The organism is Phenylobacterium sp. Root1290 (assembly GCF_001425305.1).
Taxonomy (GTDB): Bacteria; Pseudomonadota; Alphaproteobacteria; order Caulobacterales; family Caulobacteraceae; genus Phenylobacterium.
Genome location: NZ_LMEE01000004.1, coordinates 70,734 through 87,677, shown reverse-complemented (window position 1 = coordinate 87,677; position 16,944 = coordinate 70,734). Strand labels below are relative to the sequence as shown.

Sequence of the window (16,944 nt, the reverse complement as noted above, 5' to 3'; positions counted from 1 at the left end):
TCAATGCCGCCTTGTCCGTGTGGTCAGCGGGCCGTGGGGACGCTTAAGCGCCTTGCCGCCAATCCATGTCAGCGCCGCAGCCGCGGCGAGCAGCGCCAGCCCCGTCTGCTTGCCATGCATGCTGGCCCACAACAGCGGACTGCCGCCTCGGGCGATGTCGCCAAAGCGGCCGTGGGCGCCGCGGTCGCCTTCGACAGGCTGGTAGAGATTGTCCTGCCGGTCAGGTTCGATCAGCGCGTCGTCCTGCTGGCCTTTGACGCCTGTCGCGGCCAGATATCGATCGAGCCAGGGCGAAGCGATGCGGTCTGCGAGAATAGCCTGCCAACTGGGCGCGCCGACCACTAACTCCTTGCGCGGATGGCGGGCGGCGTAGCGGATCGCTTCTGCTGCGACCTCCGGCTGATAAGGCGGGCTCGCGGGCTTGGGGGAACGCGGCATGGTGGTTCGAATCCAGTCGAACTGGGGCGTGTTGATCCCGGGCAACTGCACCATGGTGAGCTTGACGCGGCTGCGGCTCTCGATGAGCTCGGCGCGGACGCTGTCCTGGAAGCCCTGCAGCGCATGTTTGGCGGCGCAGTAGGCCGACTGCAGGGGAATTCCCCGATAGGCAAGGGCCGATCCGACCAAGACGATGACGCCACGGTCGCGCGCCATCATGCGCGGCAGAACCGCACGCACCCCGTGCACCTGGCCAAGATAGGTGACCTCCGTCACCCGGCGAAATTCGCCAGGGTCCATGTCGACGAACCGCGCCAGCATGCCGGCGAAGGCGGCGTTGACCCAAACATCGATGGGACCGAAGCGCTCTTCCGCCGCAGCCGCCGCAGCGTCGACCGCAGGAGGATCTGCGACATCGGCGCAAAGCACCAGGCCTTGGCCGCCGAGTTCGCGAACCTCTCTCGCCGTGGCTTCGAGCCCGAGCCGCCCGCGCGCGATCAGTGCGATGTGGGCGCCTTCTCGCGCGAAGCGACGGGCAAGCGCGCGTCCTACGCCGGCGGAAGCGCCGGTGATCACCACCACTTCAGGACGTTTCCCGCGAGCTCGTCGCGGCGATATCGGCTTCAAGTCTATTCTCCCAAGGCCGCGGCGCCGGCGCGCGGCGCAAGGACCAATAGTCTTGCTGCGATGGGAGGGTTCCCGGCGGATGCGCCAAAAGCTGTGCGGCGCCGGCACTCATCGGCCTCGTTCCCTACGCCGCAGGCAAAGAGCGGAGGTCCTGGCGAGACTGTGATCAGACATTCTCGAACCTTTGCGCCGTTCAAGCGTCACCCACGGTCAAGCCGCGCGAACGGCGCGGGCGCTATGTGGAGGATGCAGCGGCGATGACCAGCTCTGCGACGACCCCTCGCCGGGTGTTGCTGGCCACCGATCTTGGCCCCGACGGAGACCGCGCGCTGGAGCGCGCCTTGCAGATCCGGGAGGCGTGGAACGCCCAGCTCGTCATTCTGCATGTCCGCGAGCCCGAGGAAGATTTGGCGCCCGATGCTCCGCGCCGCTGGCTGCGCGAGGAAGAGCCGCTGCAGGAGATCCGCCGGCGCCTGCGCCTGGAACTTGGAGACCAGGCCGATCACGTCGAGATCCTTCTGGAGGAGGGCGATGCAGCCAAACGCATCGACGAGACCGCCGAGGCCGCGGCCTGCGATCTCATCGTCGTGGGCGCGGCCCGGCGCACCCCCTACAGCTTGCTGGAACTTGGCGAGACGCTGGACCGGGTGCTTCGACGAACTGTCACCCCCGTGCTCGTGGTGCGCGGGCGCACCCGCGGCGCCTTCCGTCAGGCGGTTTTCGCCACCGATATGTCAGAGGCCTCCGCGGCGAGCCACGCGGTGGCGGTGTCGATGTTTCCCGAGCCCGTCTACGCCTATCTCTACGCGTTCGACGCGCCTCTGGCCGGGCTGGTGGAGGACCGCGGGGAATTCACCGCCGACGCCGCTCGCGCCGCCGAGAAAGAACTTGAAGCATTCGCCATGGCCCTCCCGGTCCATCGTGACGCCGGCACGCCGGCTCTGGTGACCAAGTATGGCGCGCCCGCCCGCACCCTTTGCGAACACGTCGCATTGGTCGGGGCCGACCTCGTGGTCATGACCGCCAGCAGCCGCGGTCTCTTCGCAGAGCTGCTGCTCGGCTCAGTGGTCAAGGACGCGCTTGAGTGCCTCACCAGCGACGTCCTGCTCGTTCCCGAACGTCAGCCATAGCGCTAATGATGGCGCCGAACTGTTCATCCTGAGGCCGCGGTGATGGCCGCCGAGATGCTTTCGCCATGGATCGTGGGCGCTCCGGCTCTGGCCGGCGTTGCGGCGATGTGCCTGCCCTCGCAAGCCCGGAACGCCGCTGCGGCCCTGGCGGCGGGCGCCTGCCTCGCGGTCCTGGCTATCACCATCACGCTCGTCGGCGCGATCGAGGCGACGGGCCCCGTGCGCCAGTCGCTCAACTGGGCGCCCAGCCTTGGATTAGCGATCACATTCCGGATCGATGGCCTGGCCTGGCTCTTCGTGGTGCTGATCGCCGCGATCGGCGTCCTGATCGCCGGCTATGCGCGCGGCTACATGCCTGCCGATGAACCGACCCCCAGATTCTTCGCCTACCTCCTGGGGTTCACCGCCTCCATGCTGGGGGTCGTCACTTCAGGCAACCTCCTGCAGCTTGTGGTCTGCTGGGAGCTGACAGCGCTCTTTTCTTTTCTGCTCATCGGCTTCTGGTACGGCAGCCAGAGCGCGCGTTCGGCCGCGCGCCAGGCCCTGCTGACGACGGCCCTGGGCGGCCTTTGCCTGCTGGCCGGAGTACTGGTGCTAGGCCATATCGTCGGCAGCTATGATCTGGACGCGGTGCTCGCGGCCGGACCGCGGCTCACGGCCCACGCGCTGGCGCCGCTGGCTCTGGTGGCGATGCTCATCGGGGCGTTCACCAAGAGCGCGCAGTTTCCCTTCGACAGCTGGCTTCCGCGCGCGATGGCCGCGCCCACGCCCGTCTCAGCGTTCCTGCACTCAGCGACGCTAGTAAAGGCCGGCGTGTTCCTGCTGGCGCGCTTCTGGACGGTCTTCTCCGGGACCGATCTTTGGGTGTGGCTGGTGTCGGGCGTCGGCCTGACGACGATGCTGCTCGGAGCGTGGAGAGCCACGCGCCAGGACGACATCAAGGCCCTGCTTGCGCATTCCACCCTCAGCCACCTTGGCCTGATCACGCTTCTGCTGGGCCTCGGCGCGCCGCTCGCGGCCTTCACTGCGATCTTCCATCTGGTCAACCACGCCATGTTCAAGGCGGCCTTGTTCATGACCGCCGGAGCTGTCGAGCACCAGACCGGGACGCGCAGTCTGGCCGCGCTGGGCGGGCTGGGGCGCGCGATGCCCGTCACTGCGGCGGTCACCCTGGTCGCGGCCGGGGCCATGGCGGGCGTGCCCTTGCTCAGCGGCTTCGTTTCCAAGGAAATGTTCTTCGCGCAGGTCGCCGAAGCTGGTGGCGGCAACGCCGCGTTCGTGCTCGCCGCCACGGCGGCAGGCGCCCTCAGCGTGACCTACGCGCTTCGCCTCTTCGCATCGGTTTTTCTTGGGAAGACCTCGGCTGCGGCCAAACAGGCCCACGAAGCCCCGGCCTTGCTCTGGGGGCCGCCCGGCGTCCTGGCCGCCGGGTGCCTGCTTGTCGGCGTCGCCCCGGCCTTCTTCATGGGCCGAGCCCTCGATCTTGCCGCCGGCGATCTGCTCGGGGGCGCGACAAGCGCCTCCAAGCTGGTGTTGTGGCATGGATTTGGGCTGCCGTTGGCCATGTCCGCGGCCGCGCTTCTGGCCGGCGGTGCGATGTGGTGGGCTGGCCGCGGCTGGCGCGCGGCGCCTGGGGCGCAAAGCGGCCGGCCGCTTGCCGAGCGCTTCGCCGCGCTAACCCTGGCGCTTGAGGACATGGTGGCCCCGGCGCGGTTGCAGCGGCATGTGCTGATGATTTTCCTGGGCGTTCTCCTCGCTGTCGGCGTTTCCACGCGCTGGTCGGGCTGGGACCTGCGCCCGCCCCGCGAGCCGCCCGATTTCGCCTTTGCGCTGCTGTGGGCGGCCGGCATGGCCTGCGCCATCGGCGCGGCCGTCTTCGCCCGCGCTCGCCGGGTGGCTGGGGTCGTGCTCACCGGCGGCGCAGGTCTCGTCACCGCCGTCACCTTCACCTGGTTCTCCGCGCCCGACCTTGCGATCACCCAGCTCCTGGTGGAGATCGTCACGACCATCCTGCTGCTGCTCGGCCTGCGCTGGCTGCCTTTGGAGGACCGCGCGCGGCACGCGGCCCGTTCGGGAGGTTTCGTTCGCGGGCGGGACGCGCTGATCGCCGCTACGCTGGGACTAGGTGCGTCGTTCCTGGCCTATGGGGTCATGACCTACCCAACTCCGGCGGCGATCTCGCGCTACTTCCTGGAGCACGCATACGCCGGCGCAGGAGGGCGCAATGCGGTCAATGTGATTCTGGTCGACTTCCGAGGCTTCGACACCCTGGGCGAAATAACTGTCGTCGCCGTGGTGGCTCTGAGCGTGGTGGCGCTGCTCCGAGGCTTTCGGCCCGCCGCCGAGGCGGTGCGCCCCATGCCCGCGCAGGAGAGTCAGTCCGAAGCGCGCCGTGCGAGCGCAAAGCGCGTCATGCTCGTTCCGGGCCTGATCATCCAACTTATGTTCCCGATGATCGTCCTCTTTGGCCTGCATCTCTTCCTGCGCGGCCACGATCTGCCGGGCGGGGGCTTTGCCGGAGGGGTCACGATCTCGGCAGCGATCCTGCTGCTCTACATGGCTCTGGGCGTGCGCAAAGCAGAGGCGCGGCTGCGCATCGCCCCAGGGAGATGGATTGCGCTGGGTCTCCTCCTGGCAACCCTCACCGGCGTCGGGGCGATGCTCTTTGGGCAGCCGTTCCTGACCTCGGCCTTCTCCTATCTCAAGCTCGGCGAACTGCCCCCGGCGCCGATGGCCAGCGCGCTGATCTTTGACCTTGGGGTGATGTTGCTCGTCATCGGTGCGACCTCGGCGATGCTGGTGGCGATCGCTCACCAGTCACAGCGCCGACCGCGCGGCGAGCGCGACGGGGAGGCTAAGTAATGGAGCTTGTCCTGTCGCTCGGCATCGGGGTCCTCGTGGGATGCGGCGTCTGGTTGATGCTGCGTTCGCGGACCTTCCAGGTGATCATCGGCCTTAGCCTCTGCAGCTATGCGGTGAACCTCTTCATCGCCGCGACGGGCGGTCTGAAGATCGGTCGCGACCCGGTTCTGGCGTCTGGCGCGGTCAATCCTGAAGCCTATGCCGATCCATTGCCACAGGCCTTGGTCCTGACCGCCATCGTCATCGGGTTCGCCACGACGGCGCTGCTGCTTGTGGTGGTGATGGCTGCGCGGGGGCTGACCGGCGGCGACCAGGTGGACGGCGGCGGCCCCAAGGACGACCAAAAATGACGGGCGCCGATCATCTTGTCATCATGCCGATCCTAATTCCGCTGCTGGCGGGGGCGGGCTTGCTGCTGATCGGGGAGCGGCGGCCCGCCGCGACGATAGGCCTCTCCGTCATCGCCTGCGCGTTGCATGTCGGCGCGGTGGTGCTGTTGTCCCTGCATCTGACCAAGGTCGGGGGCGCGGCCGTCTACGAGGTCGGAAACTGGCCGGCCCCGTTCGGCATCACCCTGGTCGCCGACCGGCTCAGTACGCTCTTTCTCGGACTTGCCGGCTTCATTGGCTTTGCCGCTTTCGTCTATTCCACCAAACGTTGGAAGCGGCAGGGGGCATTCTTCGCGCCGCTGTTCCAGTTCCTGCTCATGGGCCTGAGCGGCGTGTTCCTAACCGGCGATCTGTTCAACCTGTTCGTTTTCTTCGAGGTCACCCTGACCGCCTCATATGGCCTGGCGCTGCACGGGGCAGGCAAGGCCAGGGTGGTTGCGGGCCTCCACTACATCGTGGTCAACCTGATCGCATCCCTGCTGTTCCTGTTGGGCGCGACCCTCTTCTTCGGCGTCGCTGGCAGCCTCAACTTCGCAGACCTGGCGGTCCGGATTCCGCAAGCATCCGATCGAGCTCAGGCGCTGCTTTCCGTCGGAGCGGCCTTGCTCGCCATCGCCTTCCTCATCAAGGCGGCCGCCTGGCCGGTCGGAATGTGGTTGCCCGGACTATACGGCGCAGCGGCCGCTCCCGTCGCGGCCGTCTTCGTGCTGCTGACCAAGGTCGGCATCTACGCCATCATCCGGCTGGGCCTGCTCTGGTCGCCGGAAGGCCAACCCTCGCCGGGTTTGGTCGTGGCGGTCGGGAGCGTCGGCGCAGCGACCATCTGCGCGGCCATGATCGGACTGGTGGCCTCGCGCTCAGCCGAGCGGATGGCCGGCTACCTTGTCGTGCTCAGTTCCGGGACGCTTCTCGCGGCCTTCGGAGCCGGCGGCCCCCTAGGCGGCCTGCTCTTTTATCTCGTGGTCTCGTCGCTCGCTTCGTGCGCCTTCTTCCTGCTCGCCGGCTTGCTGACCCCCCAGACCGCCCCAAAGACGCCCGCCCACGCAGTTCACCTGGAGCCTTATCCCGGGCAAGTGACGCCGCGTTTCGCACCGCCGGAGGCGACCCTTATCGTCATTCCCCGGCCGGCCGCTTTCCTGGGGGGCGCCTTCCTGTGCTGTGTGCTGCTGCTTTCAGGCGTCCCGCCGCTCTCCGGCTTCATCGCCAAGCTCGCGCTTTTGCAGCCGATGCTGGCTGGCCCGGACATCAACCCAATGGCCGTCGCTGTCGCGATACTGATCATCGCATCGGGATTGGCTACCCTCGTCGCCTTGAGCCGGGTGGGCATCGAAACCTTCTGGAGCGATCCGGACCGCACTTTCGAGACCATTGCCTGGCCCGAAGCGCTGGCGTTGATCGCCGTGCTAGCGGCCGCGCTCTTCCTCACGGTCCGTCCAGAGCCGGGGCTTGCCTACGCCAGGGCCGCCGCCGACCAGCTGACCAGGCCCGGCGCCTATGTGGCTGAGGTCCTGCCAAACCGGGAGGCGATCCCGTGAACCGTGTGCTTCCCCACCCTTTCGTCTCGCTGTTCGTATTGGGCGCGTGGCTACTGCTTGGACAGACGGCCGATATCTGGCGGGCGGCTTCCGGCGTGCTTGTCGCGGTGCTGCTGGGACTGGCCTTCGCGCGCCTTCATCCGCCGGCCATGCGCGTGCGCCGAGTTCATCTGCTGGTCCCTCTGGCGCTACATGTTGTGTACGACATCGTCAGATCCAACTTCGCCGTGGCCGCGATCATCCTTGGGCGGTCGCGCCAAAGCGTGACTAGCGGCTTTGTCGAAGTGCCGCTGGAACTGCAGGACCGCTATGGGCTGGCGATCTTGTCCTGCATCATCACCTCGACGCCAGGCACCATCTGGGTGAGCCTCGAGCGTAGCCCGCCCACACTGCTGATCCACGTGCTTGACCTGGTCGACGAGGACGCCTGGGTCCGCAAGATCAAGCAGAGATATGAGCGACCGCTCCTGGAGATGTTCACATGACCCCCGCCATGCTGCTGGTCGCCCTCCAGGTCTCGCAGGTCATGCTCGCCCTCGCCATGGCGTGCGCGGTCTGGCGCATGTGGATTGGGCCCCGCTCGGAAGACCAGATCCTCGCGCTCGACACCCTCTATGTAAACGCGCTGCTGTTCATGATCACCATCGGGATCACGACCGGCAGCCCGCACTATTTCGAGGTCTGTTTGGTGATCGCCCTGCTGGGCTTCGCCGGGACCGTGGCGCTGGCCCGTTTCCTTCTGCGCGGCGAGGTGATCGAGTGAATCCTCTGATCGCGAACCTGCCTGGATGGGCCTGCGCGCTCGTCGCGGCCTTGGTGCTCATTGGCGCCTCGCTGGCGCTCATCGGATCGATCGGCCTGGTAAGGCTCGAAACCTTCTATCGCCGGGTTCACGCGCCGACCCTTGGAGTATCGCTCGGGGCCTTCACGACCCTGGCCGGATCGATGGTCTTCTTCTCCGTCGCCCAGGGCCGCCTGGTGCTGCACGAATTGCTGATCGGGCTGTTCATCAGCCTGACGACGCCTATCACTTTCATGCTGCTGGTGCGGGCCGCGTTGCATCGCGACCGCAAGGCCGGGAGCGGCGAGGTCCCCTCCCGCGCAGAGCCTGAGCCCTGACCTCAGCGGCCGAACATCAGGGCGATGCGTTGCGCGAGCTGATCGATGCCGAACGGTTTTGAGATGATCGCCATCCCCTCATCGAGAAACTGGTTCTGATCGAGGGCCGGCTCGGCATAAGCGGTCATGAACAGCACCGGCAACTGCGGACGCCTCTCGCGGGCGATCTCGGCGAGTTGGCGTCCATTGAGGCCAGGCAGACCCACATCGGTGATCAGCAGGTCGATGGGAGCGTCCGATTGCAGAAGCGGCAAGGCTTCGCGCGAGCCGGTCGTCTCCAGCGGACGGTAGCCCAACTCCTCAAGCACCTGGACGACCAGCAACCTCACGGAGGCGTCGTCCTCGATGACCAGCACCGACTGGCCCGCCCCGCCCGGCGCCGGTTGGGCCTCATCGATGGCGACCTGGGTCTCGCCGACGTGAACGGGCAGGTAAAGCCGGAAGATCGTCCCTTGGCCGACATGGCTCTCGACGCGGACGTGGCCATGCGACTGCTGCACGAACCCGTAGATCATCGACAGGCCAAGCCCTGTCCCCTGGCCAATCGGCTTGGTGGTGAAGAACGGGTCGAAAACCTTTCCGAGGACTTCGCGGGAGATGCCGCCGCCTGTGTCGGCCACGCTGATCTCGACGTAATCGCCTGCCGTCGCGTGATCGCTCCGCTGCAGCTCGGCGTCGTCGAGCGTGAGCGCGCGGGCCCGGATGGTCAGCACGCCTCCTGAGGGCATGGCGTCGCGCGCGTTGATCGCCAGGTTGAGAATGGCGCTCTCCAGCTGGTTAGCGTCGGCCAGCGCCATCGGCAGCTGCGGCGTCATCTCAAGTTCAAGGCGAATCTGCTCACCCAGGGTCCGACGCAGCAGGTCGGCCATCGAACTGGCCAACGCTTCGACATCGACCGGCGCGCTGTGGAGACTCTGCCTTCGGGAGAACGCCAACAGCCGATGGGTCAGAGCGGCGGCTCTCTGACCTGACGTGCTGGCTGCTTCGAGAAATCGCTCTACATCCTGCATGCGCCCATCGCGAAGGCGCCGGCGCACCATGTCGATCCCGCCAAGGACGCCGGTGAGCATGTTGTTAAAGTCATGGGCCAGGCCGCCCGTCAGCTGACCCACCGCTTCCATTTTTTGACTTTGACGCAGCTGGTCCTCCAGCGCTTTGCGGGCGGTAATGTCGCGGCCCGTGGCGTGGATCGCATCGCCGGCGGGCGTGGTGGTCCAGCTGAACCAGCGGAATGCGCCGTCGCGCGAACGCACCTGGCACTCAAATTCTCCGATGGATTCGCCGCGCGCCGCGCGCGCCATCCGCTCGTGCATCGCCGGCAGGTCATCGAGGTGGATCAAGGCGTGGACGGGCGCGCCGACCAGTTCCTCGGACGAGAACCCGAGCACCTTTTCCCAGGCGGGGTTGATGGCGCGGAATTTCCCGTTCCGTCCGGCTACGAACAGGAGGTCCTTGCTGAGGTTCCAGACCTGGTCGCGCTCACGAGTGCGCGCGTCGACTCGGTCTTCCAGCGCCGCCGTCAGCCGGCGGAGCTCGGCTTCCACACGTTTGAACTCGGTGACGTCGTGAATGACACCCACCATTCGCTCGCCGTCGCTGAAATCGTCGCGGACGACTTCCCCCCGCCGCGCGATCCATCGGTGTTCGCCAGTGTCTGGACGCACAATCAGGAATTCGGCCTGCTCAAGTCCCCCAAGCTCGCGCCGACCGGTCTCAATAATCTCCCCGCCCTGGATCACGGCTCCGTTGACGGTGCGCACTGGAAGGGCGTCGGTGGGAGAGAGGCCAAGAAGGCGGCAGAACTGATCGGAGACCTCAACCGTTCCGAAGCCGGAAGTGTACCCGAATGTGCCCACGCCGCCGGCAGTCTGGGCGATGCGCAGCTGCTCCTGGACGCGCTTCTGCTCTGTGATGTCGGTCAGGACCCCGCTGAAGCGCAGCACATGCTGATCTGCGTCGCGCTCGGCGGCGCCGCGTGCCGACACCCAACGATATCCCGTCCGAGCCTCCCCGACGCGATATTCCTTTGCGAAAAGCTCTGAGCCATGCATGACGCCCGCGACCGCGATCTTGATGCGCATCACGTCGTCAGGATGGATCGCGGCGAAGAAGCTAGAGGTGGGGACGCCGGCGGCGGCGCTCTCCGGCGCCAGGTTGCACAATTGGGCGAAGCGGCCGTCGGCGTGCAGCCGCTTGGCGCCGACGTCCCAGCACCAGGCGCCTGAAAGCGTCTCAAGCGCAGGCGCTGGGAGAGCCTCGAGCGCCTTACGGATCTGGCTAGGAATGGCGGCGTGTCGATCGTCGGTCACGTCAGCCTAACTCGCCGAGGTCATCAGTCGCCATGACGCTGGCGATGAATTCGCCAACCAGTTCCTTCAAGGCCCTCAGCGAGGGCAGGTCCATCAACATGGCGATGTAGCCGCGGATGTCCCGGCCGCTGATCGTAAAGTTGATGTAGAGAAAGAGGACGACAGCGTCGTCCTCGGGCGGGTTTTCGATCTCGAAGAACAGCTTGCCGTCGCCGCGCACCACCTCAGGAAGCGACATGGTCAGCGGACGGCGTAGGAGGTTGGCCATTGTCGCCAGACACCCGTTGAGCACCACGTTTCCCGTCTCGGCCAGCGCCTCCATTTCCATCGCCCTGACTTCGCAGGCGTCGAGGTCGTCGCCCGTCACAGCCTTCACCAATTCAAGGCTGTTGGCTTGGGGAAAGATCAACATAGCCCTGCCCGAGAAGGCGCCTTCGAAGTCCTGCCGGACGGCGACAAGCTCTTCGCTCTCGCGCTCGCGGATCAGGGTGGCGGCGGCCATGCGGGTCACGACATCTACCGACGGCACCGAAAGCAACACCTGCTCGCCGACCATGCTGCGCAGCGAAGAGGCCGCGCGGCTGACGCCTATGTTCACCAGTTCGGTAAGCGCATCGTGTTCAAGCTCGGTCAGGTTGACGGAGGCGGTCATCCCAAGCGTCGCAACTTGAGCGCCGCGCCGCTCATGAAGTCTCGCAGGCCCTGCTCGGTGATCGGCTTGGGAACGAAGGTGGCGTTCGCCTCGCGGGCCCGGGCGATGATCTCGTCCTGCACGTTGGCGGTGGCCAGAGCGATCGGCATGTCAGGGTGGCTGACGCGGATCGATTCCGCCAACTCCAGGCCGTTCTGTCCGGGCATGTTGTAGTCCAGGATCACGAGATCGATGCTCCCTTGCTGCAGCAGCGCCTGCGCCTCCTCGGCATTGCTGGCTTCGATGCGTGTCCACTGCGGCTGCAGGGCGGAGATCGCCTTGCCCACCACGATCCTGGCTAGCTTGCTATCGTCGACAATCAGAACTGTGGGATTGGTGTCACTTGTCATCGGATTTACTCTTAGTGGGGTCGGTCATGTGAGCGCGGGTGGCGCGCAGTGCCAAAGCTAGGTGGTCGCGCACGAACGGGACGGGCGCATCGCCAATGAGCCTCGAGCCGGCGTGTAATAAAGCCTGCACGACCGCGGTGTGTAGCCGCCCGCAGGCCGACAGGTCGATAGGCCACCCAGGCGCCGCCTCGATCAGGACGACCAGACGTTCAGCGTCGTCAGCGGGGCAATCACCCTCCAGGCGGATCGCGTCCTCATCAAGGCGCACGCTCATGGCACAAGCGCCTTCAGGTCGAGAACCAGCAGTAGGGCGCCGTCGCCGAGCGACGTGCTTCCGGCGACGCCTGGCGTGCGCGCCAGCATCCCGGTCAGCGGACGCAGCACGACGTCCAGCCGCTCCATCACCTGATCGACCGCCACGGCGACCGGGCCGGCAGGGGTGGCGATGACCAGCGCGCGCTGCGCCTGCATAAGGTCGGGACGCTCTGCAGCGCCGGTAAGCTCGGACAGTGAGAACAACGGCGCGGTCTGATCGCGCCACTCTATCGCGTGCCGCGCGCGGATCGGATGCACTTCTCCAGGGCGGATGATGATCGTCTCGCCGATTTGATCGAGCAGAACGCCAAACCGCTCCGCGCCCGCGCGCACCACCACAATCTTGCTCATCGTCATGCTGAACGGTGCGACGAGGACGACTTCCGATCCCTGGCCGGGCCTGCTGCTGATCGAGACCTCGCCGCCGATAGCGCTCATTGCGCTCCTGACGGCGTCCATGCCCACACCGCGGCCCGAGACCTGGCTGACTCCGTCCGCGGTGGAAAATCCCGGCAGGAAGATCAAGTTGCTGATGTCGCCCGGCGCCATGCGCTCCAGCGCCTGGCGCGAAACCGCGCCGCGTTCCACGGCCTTGGCGCTGATCTTGTCGAGATCGAGCCCGCGGCCGTCGTCGCTGAGCGACACAATCAGCTGCGCGCCGGCCCTGCGTGCTCTGATCACCAGCCGGCCGCTCGCCGGCTTGCCGACGGCGTTGCGCTCATCAGGACGCTCAACGCCGTGATCGACGGCGTTTCGAACCAGATGGGTGAGAGGGTCGGCCAAGGCGTCGATCACCGCGCGGTCGGCTTCCAACCCGTCGTCGTCGATCCTCAGGTCCACCGTTTTCCCCAGTTCGCCCGCCAGCTCGCGAGCCAACCGCCTGTAGCGGCGCAGCATCGGCGCGAGCGGCGCCATGCGCAGGGCCATGACCTCATCGTGTAACCGGCCGACAGCGCGCGCCAGCAGAGCCGACTGCGCGATGAGCTCGGCCGACTGGGGCGCTGAGGAGGCCACGGCCCGGGTCGCCAAACTCGTCAGTCCGGCGCTTGCGGCGGCCAGATCCTGCGCTGTCGCCGCCAGCGCATCGATGCGCCCTTGATCGATGCGTTGCAGACGTGAGCTCGTCGCGGATTTCGTAGGCGCGACCACCTCAACCCGGTAGAGCTCGAACTGACCGACGGCCGACTTGAAGACCGCGCGCACCTCGGCCGCGTCAGCCGTTGAGGCCAGTCGGAAACTCAGCCGGCAGATGTAGGGATCGTAGGGCTCGCCCGGCGCAGCGTCGGTCAGCTGTAGTTCGAGCGCCGCCAGGCCCGGCGTCGCCGCCGCCAGAGCCAGGGGGTCCTCGCCGCGATAGTAAGCCTGCTGATCGGGAATGCACTCGACCACGGTCATCTGTGCCGCGCCCTTGGCGGCACGGCGTGCGAGCTCCACCGCCCAATCCGGCGGACCACGCAACGCGACGGTGGATTCCACACCGGCGGACGGCGTGCTAGGTGCAAGGCTTGCGATAAACTCGTCCGCGGATCCGATCGGCGGGACCAGCCCGCTCGCCATGCCCGCGATCCAGGCGTCGCACTGGCCCAGCGTTCTGAGCATGGCGTCGATCAGCTTTCCGTCGGCCCTGCGACGGCCGCTGCGGAGCTCGGACAGCACATCCTCGGCCGCATGCAGCGCTGTGGCCATGGCGGGCATGTCGAATAGCCCTGTTGAGCCCTTCAGGGTGTGAATGGCGCGGAACGCGCGGTCGAGCGCTTCGCTGTCGCCTGGAGAAACCTCCAGCGTCATGAGCGCTTCACATCCCTCGGCGACCTGCTCTGGTCCCTCGATCAGGAATTGTTCGAGAAGCTCGTCCATCTCAGGCCCGCTGATAGACGGTGGCGTCGTCCATCCGAACTGCGGCGAAGCGCCCGTCGAGACGGCCCATGGACTCGCTGTGGCCCAGGCAAAGATATCCGCCGGGCGTGAGCGCATCATGGAGATTGTGCGCCGCCAGGGCGCGCGAGGCGTTGTCGAAATAGATCAGCACGTTGCGGCAGAAAATCACATCGAAGCGCCCATGCGAACGGATGCTTGCAGCGTCGACGAGGTTGGCCGCAGTGAAGGTCACCGACTCCCGCAAATCGCCGATGATGCGTTTTGCGCCCCGTGCGGCCGGTTCGAAGTAGTCCGACACCAGCTTCTCGGGCAGGCGACTGAGCGCCCGAGAGCCAAAACGCCCCTCGCGGGCCGCGGCGAGAGCTTGGAGATCCACGTCCGATCCGACGATCTCGACATTGTAGGCGTCGACCAGGGGCCAATTCTCGAGCAGCCAGATGGCGATCGAATAGGGCTCCTCGCCGGTAGAGCAGGGCACCGACCATATGCGTATGCGATCGCCAGGCTCGCGGCTGTTCGCGATCTTGGGCAGCAGCGCGTTGCTCAGGGCCTGAAGCTGCTGGGTTTCGCGGAAAAAGTAGGTCTCGTTGACCGTACAGGCGCTGACGATGCGCTCTTGCTCGGCGCTGTCGTGGCGAAGGCGGGCGAGATAGGCCACAACCGTGCCCGCGCCGCTGCGGTTGACGCGATCAAGCAGTCGGCGCTCGATATAGTAGCGCTTGGTCTCACCAAACGTCATGCCTGTCCGCTCGTAGAGAAAGGCGCTGAAGCTGCGCAACTCCTCGGCCGTGAGGATGGGGGCGAGGGGTGGAATGCTCAAGCGCTCACCCTCGCCAGCAGTCGCGAGGCGATCTCCTCCAAAGGAGCGATGATCTGCGCCCCGCCTTTACGAACAAGTTCGCCGGGCATCCCCCAGACGACGGCGCTTTCCTCGGCCTCGGCGATCGTCGTTCCGCCATCTGCGTAGATCCGGGCCATCTCAGCAGCCCCGTCCGAGCCCATCCCGGTGAGCAGAACGCCAAGGAGGTCGCTGGCGGGAAGCTGTTCAAGCGCGCTAGCGACAAGGCGATCGACGCTCGGGTGCCAGCGATAGACGCTGCTGGCCGGCGCGGGCAGGGCGAACAACCCGGCCTTCCGTCGGCTGATGATCACGTCCGCCTCACCACGGGCGATGTAGACGTGACCAGGTTCTAGGCGCTCAGGCCTTGCGACCTCCACCACGTGGAGAGCGCATATCCGGTCCAGACGATGGGCCAGCGGCCCGGTGAACGTCGCTGGCATGTGTTGGGCGACTACGATGGGGCAAGGGAAGCGCTCAGGCAAAGGACCGAGGAGCGCATCGAGCGCCGGCGGGCCGCCGGTGGACGCTCCTACGAGCACCAGGCGCGGCGCGGCGCCTGTCGCCGCAGTCTGTCCAGTGCGGGCCGGCGCCTGGCGAGGCGCAAAGGCGGCGGGAGCGGCCGGAGGCGCGTTCAGAGCCAGACGCTCCCGCAAACGGCGGGCCCGGGACACCTTGGTGAGCGACGCCGCCCGCACCTTCTCCACCAGTTGAGGGCCGAACTCGGCCAGCTTCAGGGAAATCGCGCCCGTAGGCTTGGCGAGGTAGTCGACGGCTCCCAGGGCCAAGGCCTGCACCGTCTGTTCGGCGCCGTCGGAGGTGAGCGAGGAGAACATGACGACGGGGCAGGGACGCCGAAGCATGATCTCGTCCAGGCATTGCAGCCCGTCGAGACCTGGCATGTTGATGTCCAGCACAACGACCTGGGGCTTGATCTCTTCAAGCATCGCCAGCGCTTCGCGCCCATCGCGGCCCACGCTGATCTCAAAGCCGCCCGCATCGGCGAAGAGCTCGTAGAGCAATCGACGCATGAGCGCGGAGTCATCAACGATCAGCAGGCGGGTCACAATGAAGCCGTCGTGGCGCTGCGCAGGATGTCGCGCTCAGCCGTGGCCAGCAGGTCCTCGGCGTGGGCCAGGAGGATCAGATGGCGATCATCGCCCACTGCGGCGACGTTCCGGAAGGATGCGCTTGCCGCACCGAGCCTTGGCGACGGGGTGATCTGCGAGGCGCCGAGGGATTGGATGCCAAGGATGGCGTCCACCCGGAACGCCGCCAGACCCGCTCCGCGCACCCGCGTGACGATGACCTTTCCCTTCGCCGCCGCGGGCAGGTCGAGACGCGCGCCTTGATCGATCACCGGCATGGCTTCGCCCCGCCGGTCGGCCACCCCAACGATGAAGGCCGGAGCCGAGGGAAGACGGGTCATCGTGGCCGGCACCTCGGCGATCGCCTCGACCCCGTCCAAGGCCAGGCCGTAGGTCTCGTCGGCAAGCTGGAAGAGCAGGTGCGGCGATCGCGGTTCGTTCAAGGTATGCTGAGCGCGTTCGGCGAGGGGCTGCTCGGAGATCGCCGCCGCCCGGGCCACACTAAACAGTCGCGCCGTCGACAGCACGGCGACCAGTCCGCCTCGGGGCGGACGGGCGATCGAGACAACCTGGGTTTCCCCATCGCCTTGATTGATCGCCGCCGGGACAGGATCGATCCGCACCTGCTCCAGACGTAGGATTGAGCCCACCGCCTCGATTCCCAGACCGACCGGCCTGCCGCCCAACTCAGCGACGATCACGTTCCGCAACGGGTCAAGGGGGGCAAGGTCGAGCAGTAGGCGCAGATCCATGATCGGAAGCGGACGTCCCCGCCACTCCACAACGCCGACGACCGAGGGGTCCGCGCCTGGCGCGATGAGCGTCTCGCGGGGAAGGCGCATCACCTCCAAGACTTCAGAGAGCTGCAAGGCGTAGGTCCGTCTGGACAGCTGAAAGGTTACGAAGGAGGCCTTGTCGGCCGGGGAGGTCTTGGGGAGCGACGACTGCGGGGAGCTAGTTGGTCGTGCATGACCTGCTTCATGAGCTTCGAGATCTGCCAGCAGCCGGCCAAGTTCCAGGGGGTGCAGGCGGCCGTCGTCATCGCGCCGCAGCAAGAGGGGCGGCGGCGCCTGGCCGGGGAGGGGGAGTTCCACCAGGTCGCCGATCGCATCGACCATCAGGCCTAACGCGGGCGTTCCTGAGAGCAGCACGAATTTTTGCGGGTCCTTCGGCAGGGCCAGGTCCAACCAACGCGCCACGGAGACGACCGGTACGGCCTTTCCCCTGACGTTCGCTAGTCCTTCGATCATTGCGGCCGCGCCAGGCACTCGCGTGATCAAGGGACGGCGGGCGACTTCACTCACATCGCCAGCGGCCACGTAGATCGCGTCCGCACCGACATAGAGGGTCAGAAAGAGCGCGCTGGGCGCCACGA

At 66.7% G+C, this 16,944-nt stretch carries 16 protein-coding genes; 7 read left to right on the top strand and 9 right to left on the bottom strand.

Going from position 1 to position 16,944, the window contains the following annotated elements:
• On the bottom strand, positions 1-1,020 hold the full coding sequence (locus tag ASC79_RS18585) for an SDR family oxidoreductase (RefSeq protein ID WP_200937238.1): 1,020 nt from the start codon (positions 1,018-1,020) through the stop codon (positions 1-3).
• A 302-nt stretch (positions 1,021-1,322) separates the two neighbouring features.
• On the opposite strand from ASC79_RS18585, the gene ASC79_RS18580 reads away from it, so the two are divergent.
• Genes ASC79_RS18580 through mnhG form a run of 7 tightly spaced genes read left to right on the top strand, consistent with a single transcriptional unit; the run spans position 1,323 to position 8,100 of the window.
• Positions 1,323-2,195 carry a universal stress protein gene (locus tag ASC79_RS18580; protein WP_056025941.1) on the top strand — a complete coding sequence of 291 codons (873 nt, stop codon included), beginning with the start codon at positions 1,323-1,325 and terminating at the stop codon, positions 2,193-2,195.
• Between the two features lie 42 nt (positions 2,196-2,237).
• The gene (mbhE, locus tag ASC79_RS18575) at positions 2,238-5,057 is read left to right on the top strand and encodes a hydrogen gas-evolving membrane-bound hydrogenase subunit E (protein ID WP_056025939.1); all 2,820 of its coding nucleotides are present in this window, start codon (positions 2,238-2,240) and stop codon (positions 5,055-5,057) included.
• Positions 5,057-5,407 (top strand): Na+/H+ antiporter subunit C, encoded by a 351-nt coding sequence (locus ASC79_RS18570; protein WP_056025936.1) that lies wholly within the window; start codon positions 5,057-5,059, stop codon positions 5,405-5,407. The genes mbhE and ASC79_RS18570 overlap by 1 nt, the downstream gene beginning before the upstream one ends.
• Positions 5,404-6,981, top strand: coding sequence for a monovalent cation/H+ antiporter subunit D (locus ASC79_RS18565; RefSeq protein WP_056025934.1), 1,578 nt, complete (start codon positions 5,404-5,406; stop codon positions 6,979-6,981). Before ASC79_RS18570 ends, ASC79_RS18565 begins: the two co-directional genes overlap by 4 nt.
• Positions 6,978-7,466, top strand: a complete 489-nt coding sequence (locus ASC79_RS18560) for a Na+/H+ antiporter subunit E (protein ID WP_056025932.1) — start codon at positions 6,978-6,980, stop codon at positions 7,464-7,466. The genes ASC79_RS18565 and ASC79_RS18560 overlap by 4 nt, the downstream gene beginning before the upstream one ends.
• Complete coding sequence (locus ASC79_RS18555; protein WP_056025931.1) at positions 7,463-7,744, top strand: K+/H+ antiporter subunit F; 282 nt, start codon at positions 7,463-7,465, stop codon at positions 7,742-7,744. The genes ASC79_RS18560 and ASC79_RS18555 overlap by 4 nt, the downstream gene beginning before the upstream one ends.
• Complete coding sequence (mnhG, locus tag ASC79_RS18550; protein ID WP_056025929.1) at positions 7,741-8,100, top strand: monovalent cation/H(+) antiporter subunit G; 360 nt, start codon at positions 7,741-7,743, stop codon at positions 8,098-8,100. The genes ASC79_RS18555 and mnhG overlap by 4 nt, the downstream gene beginning before the upstream one ends.
• A 2-nt stretch (positions 8,101-8,102) precedes the next feature.
• Here mnhG and ASC79_RS18545 read toward each other — a convergent pair whose 3' ends face one another.
• From ASC79_RS18545 to ASC79_RS20860, 8 genes are read right to left on the bottom strand one after another with little or no spacing between them, the layout of a single operon-like run.
• On the bottom strand, positions 8,103-10,409 hold the full coding sequence (locus ASC79_RS18545; RefSeq protein ID WP_056025927.1) for a PAS domain-containing sensor histidine kinase: 2,307 nt from the start codon (positions 10,407-10,409) through the stop codon (positions 8,103-8,105).
• A gap of 1 nt (position 10,410) precedes the next feature.
• The gene (locus ASC79_RS18540; RefSeq protein WP_056025925.1) at positions 10,411-11,061 is read right to left on the bottom strand and encodes a chemotaxis protein CheX; all 651 of its coding nucleotides are present in this window, start codon (positions 11,059-11,061) and stop codon (positions 10,411-10,413) included.
• Entirely contained in the window at positions 11,058-11,450 is a 393-nt protein-coding gene (locus ASC79_RS18535) for a response regulator (RefSeq protein WP_056025922.1), read from the bottom strand. The genes ASC79_RS18540 and ASC79_RS18535 overlap by 4 nt, the downstream gene beginning before the upstream one ends.
• The gene (locus ASC79_RS18530; protein WP_056025920.1) at positions 11,440-11,724 is read right to left on the bottom strand and encodes a hypothetical protein; all 285 of its coding nucleotides are present in this window, start codon (positions 11,722-11,724) and stop codon (positions 11,440-11,442) included. Before ASC79_RS18530 ends, ASC79_RS18535 begins: the two co-directional genes overlap by 11 nt.
• Positions 11,721-13,622, bottom strand: coding sequence for a chemotaxis protein CheA (locus ASC79_RS18525; protein ID WP_056025918.1), 1,902 nt, complete (start codon positions 13,620-13,622; stop codon positions 11,721-11,723). The genes ASC79_RS18530 and ASC79_RS18525 overlap by 4 nt, the downstream gene beginning before the upstream one ends.
• A 1-nt stretch (position 13,623) precedes the next feature.
• Positions 13,624-14,421 (bottom strand): protein-glutamate O-methyltransferase CheR, encoded by a 798-nt coding sequence (locus ASC79_RS18520; RefSeq protein WP_235528826.1) that lies wholly within the window; start codon positions 14,419-14,421, stop codon positions 13,624-13,626.
• Between the two features lie 38 nt (positions 14,422-14,459).
• On the bottom strand, positions 14,460-15,548 hold the full coding sequence (gene cheB / locus ASC79_RS18515) for a chemotaxis-specific protein-glutamate methyltransferase CheB (RefSeq protein ID WP_056025913.1): 1,089 nt from the start codon (positions 15,546-15,548) through the stop codon (positions 14,460-14,462).
• Positions 15,545-16,942 carry a chemotaxis protein CheW gene (locus tag ASC79_RS20860; protein ID WP_082532243.1) on the bottom strand — a complete coding sequence of 466 codons (1,398 nt, stop codon included), beginning with the start codon at positions 16,940-16,942 and terminating at the stop codon, positions 15,545-15,547. The genes cheB and ASC79_RS20860 overlap by 4 nt, the downstream gene beginning before the upstream one ends.
• Between the last annotated feature and the right edge of the window lie 2 nt (positions 16,943-16,944).

Excerpts from the sequence above, each read along its gene's own strand:
- ASC79_RS18535 (WP_056025922.1), bottom strand. The coding sequence starts at position 11,450 with ATGACAAGTGACACCAATCCCACAGTTCTGATTGTCGACGATAGCAAG.
- mbhE (WP_056025939.1), top strand. The coding sequence starts at position 2,238 with ATGGCCGCCGAGATGCTTTCGCCATGGATCGTGGGCGCTCCGGCTCTG.
- ASC79_RS18540 (WP_056025925.1), bottom strand. The coding sequence starts at position 11,061 with ATGACCGCCTCCGTCAACCTGACCGAGCTTGAACACGATGCGCTTACC.
- ASC79_RS18570 (WP_056025936.1), top strand. The coding sequence starts at position 5,057 with ATGGAGCTTGTCCTGTCGCTCGGCATCGGGGTCCTCGTGGGATGCGGC.
- ASC79_RS18525 (WP_056025918.1), bottom strand. The coding sequence starts at position 13,622 with ATGGACGAGCTTCTCGAACAATTCCTGATCGAGGGACCAGAGCAGGTC.
- ASC79_RS18565 (WP_056025934.1), top strand. The coding sequence starts at position 5,404 with ATGACGGGCGCCGATCATCTTGTCATCATGCCGATCCTAATTCCGCTG.
- ASC79_RS18580 (WP_056025941.1), top strand. The coding sequence starts at position 1,323 with ATGACCAGCTCTGCGACGACCCCTCGCCGGGTGTTGCTGGCCACCGAT.
- ASC79_RS18530 (WP_056025920.1), bottom strand. The coding sequence starts at position 11,724 with ATGAGCGTGCGCCTTGATGAGGACGCGATCCGCCTGGAGGGTGATTGC.
- ASC79_RS18555 (WP_056025931.1), top strand. The coding sequence starts at position 7,463 with ATGACCCCCGCCATGCTGCTGGTCGCCCTCCAGGTCTCGCAGGTCATG.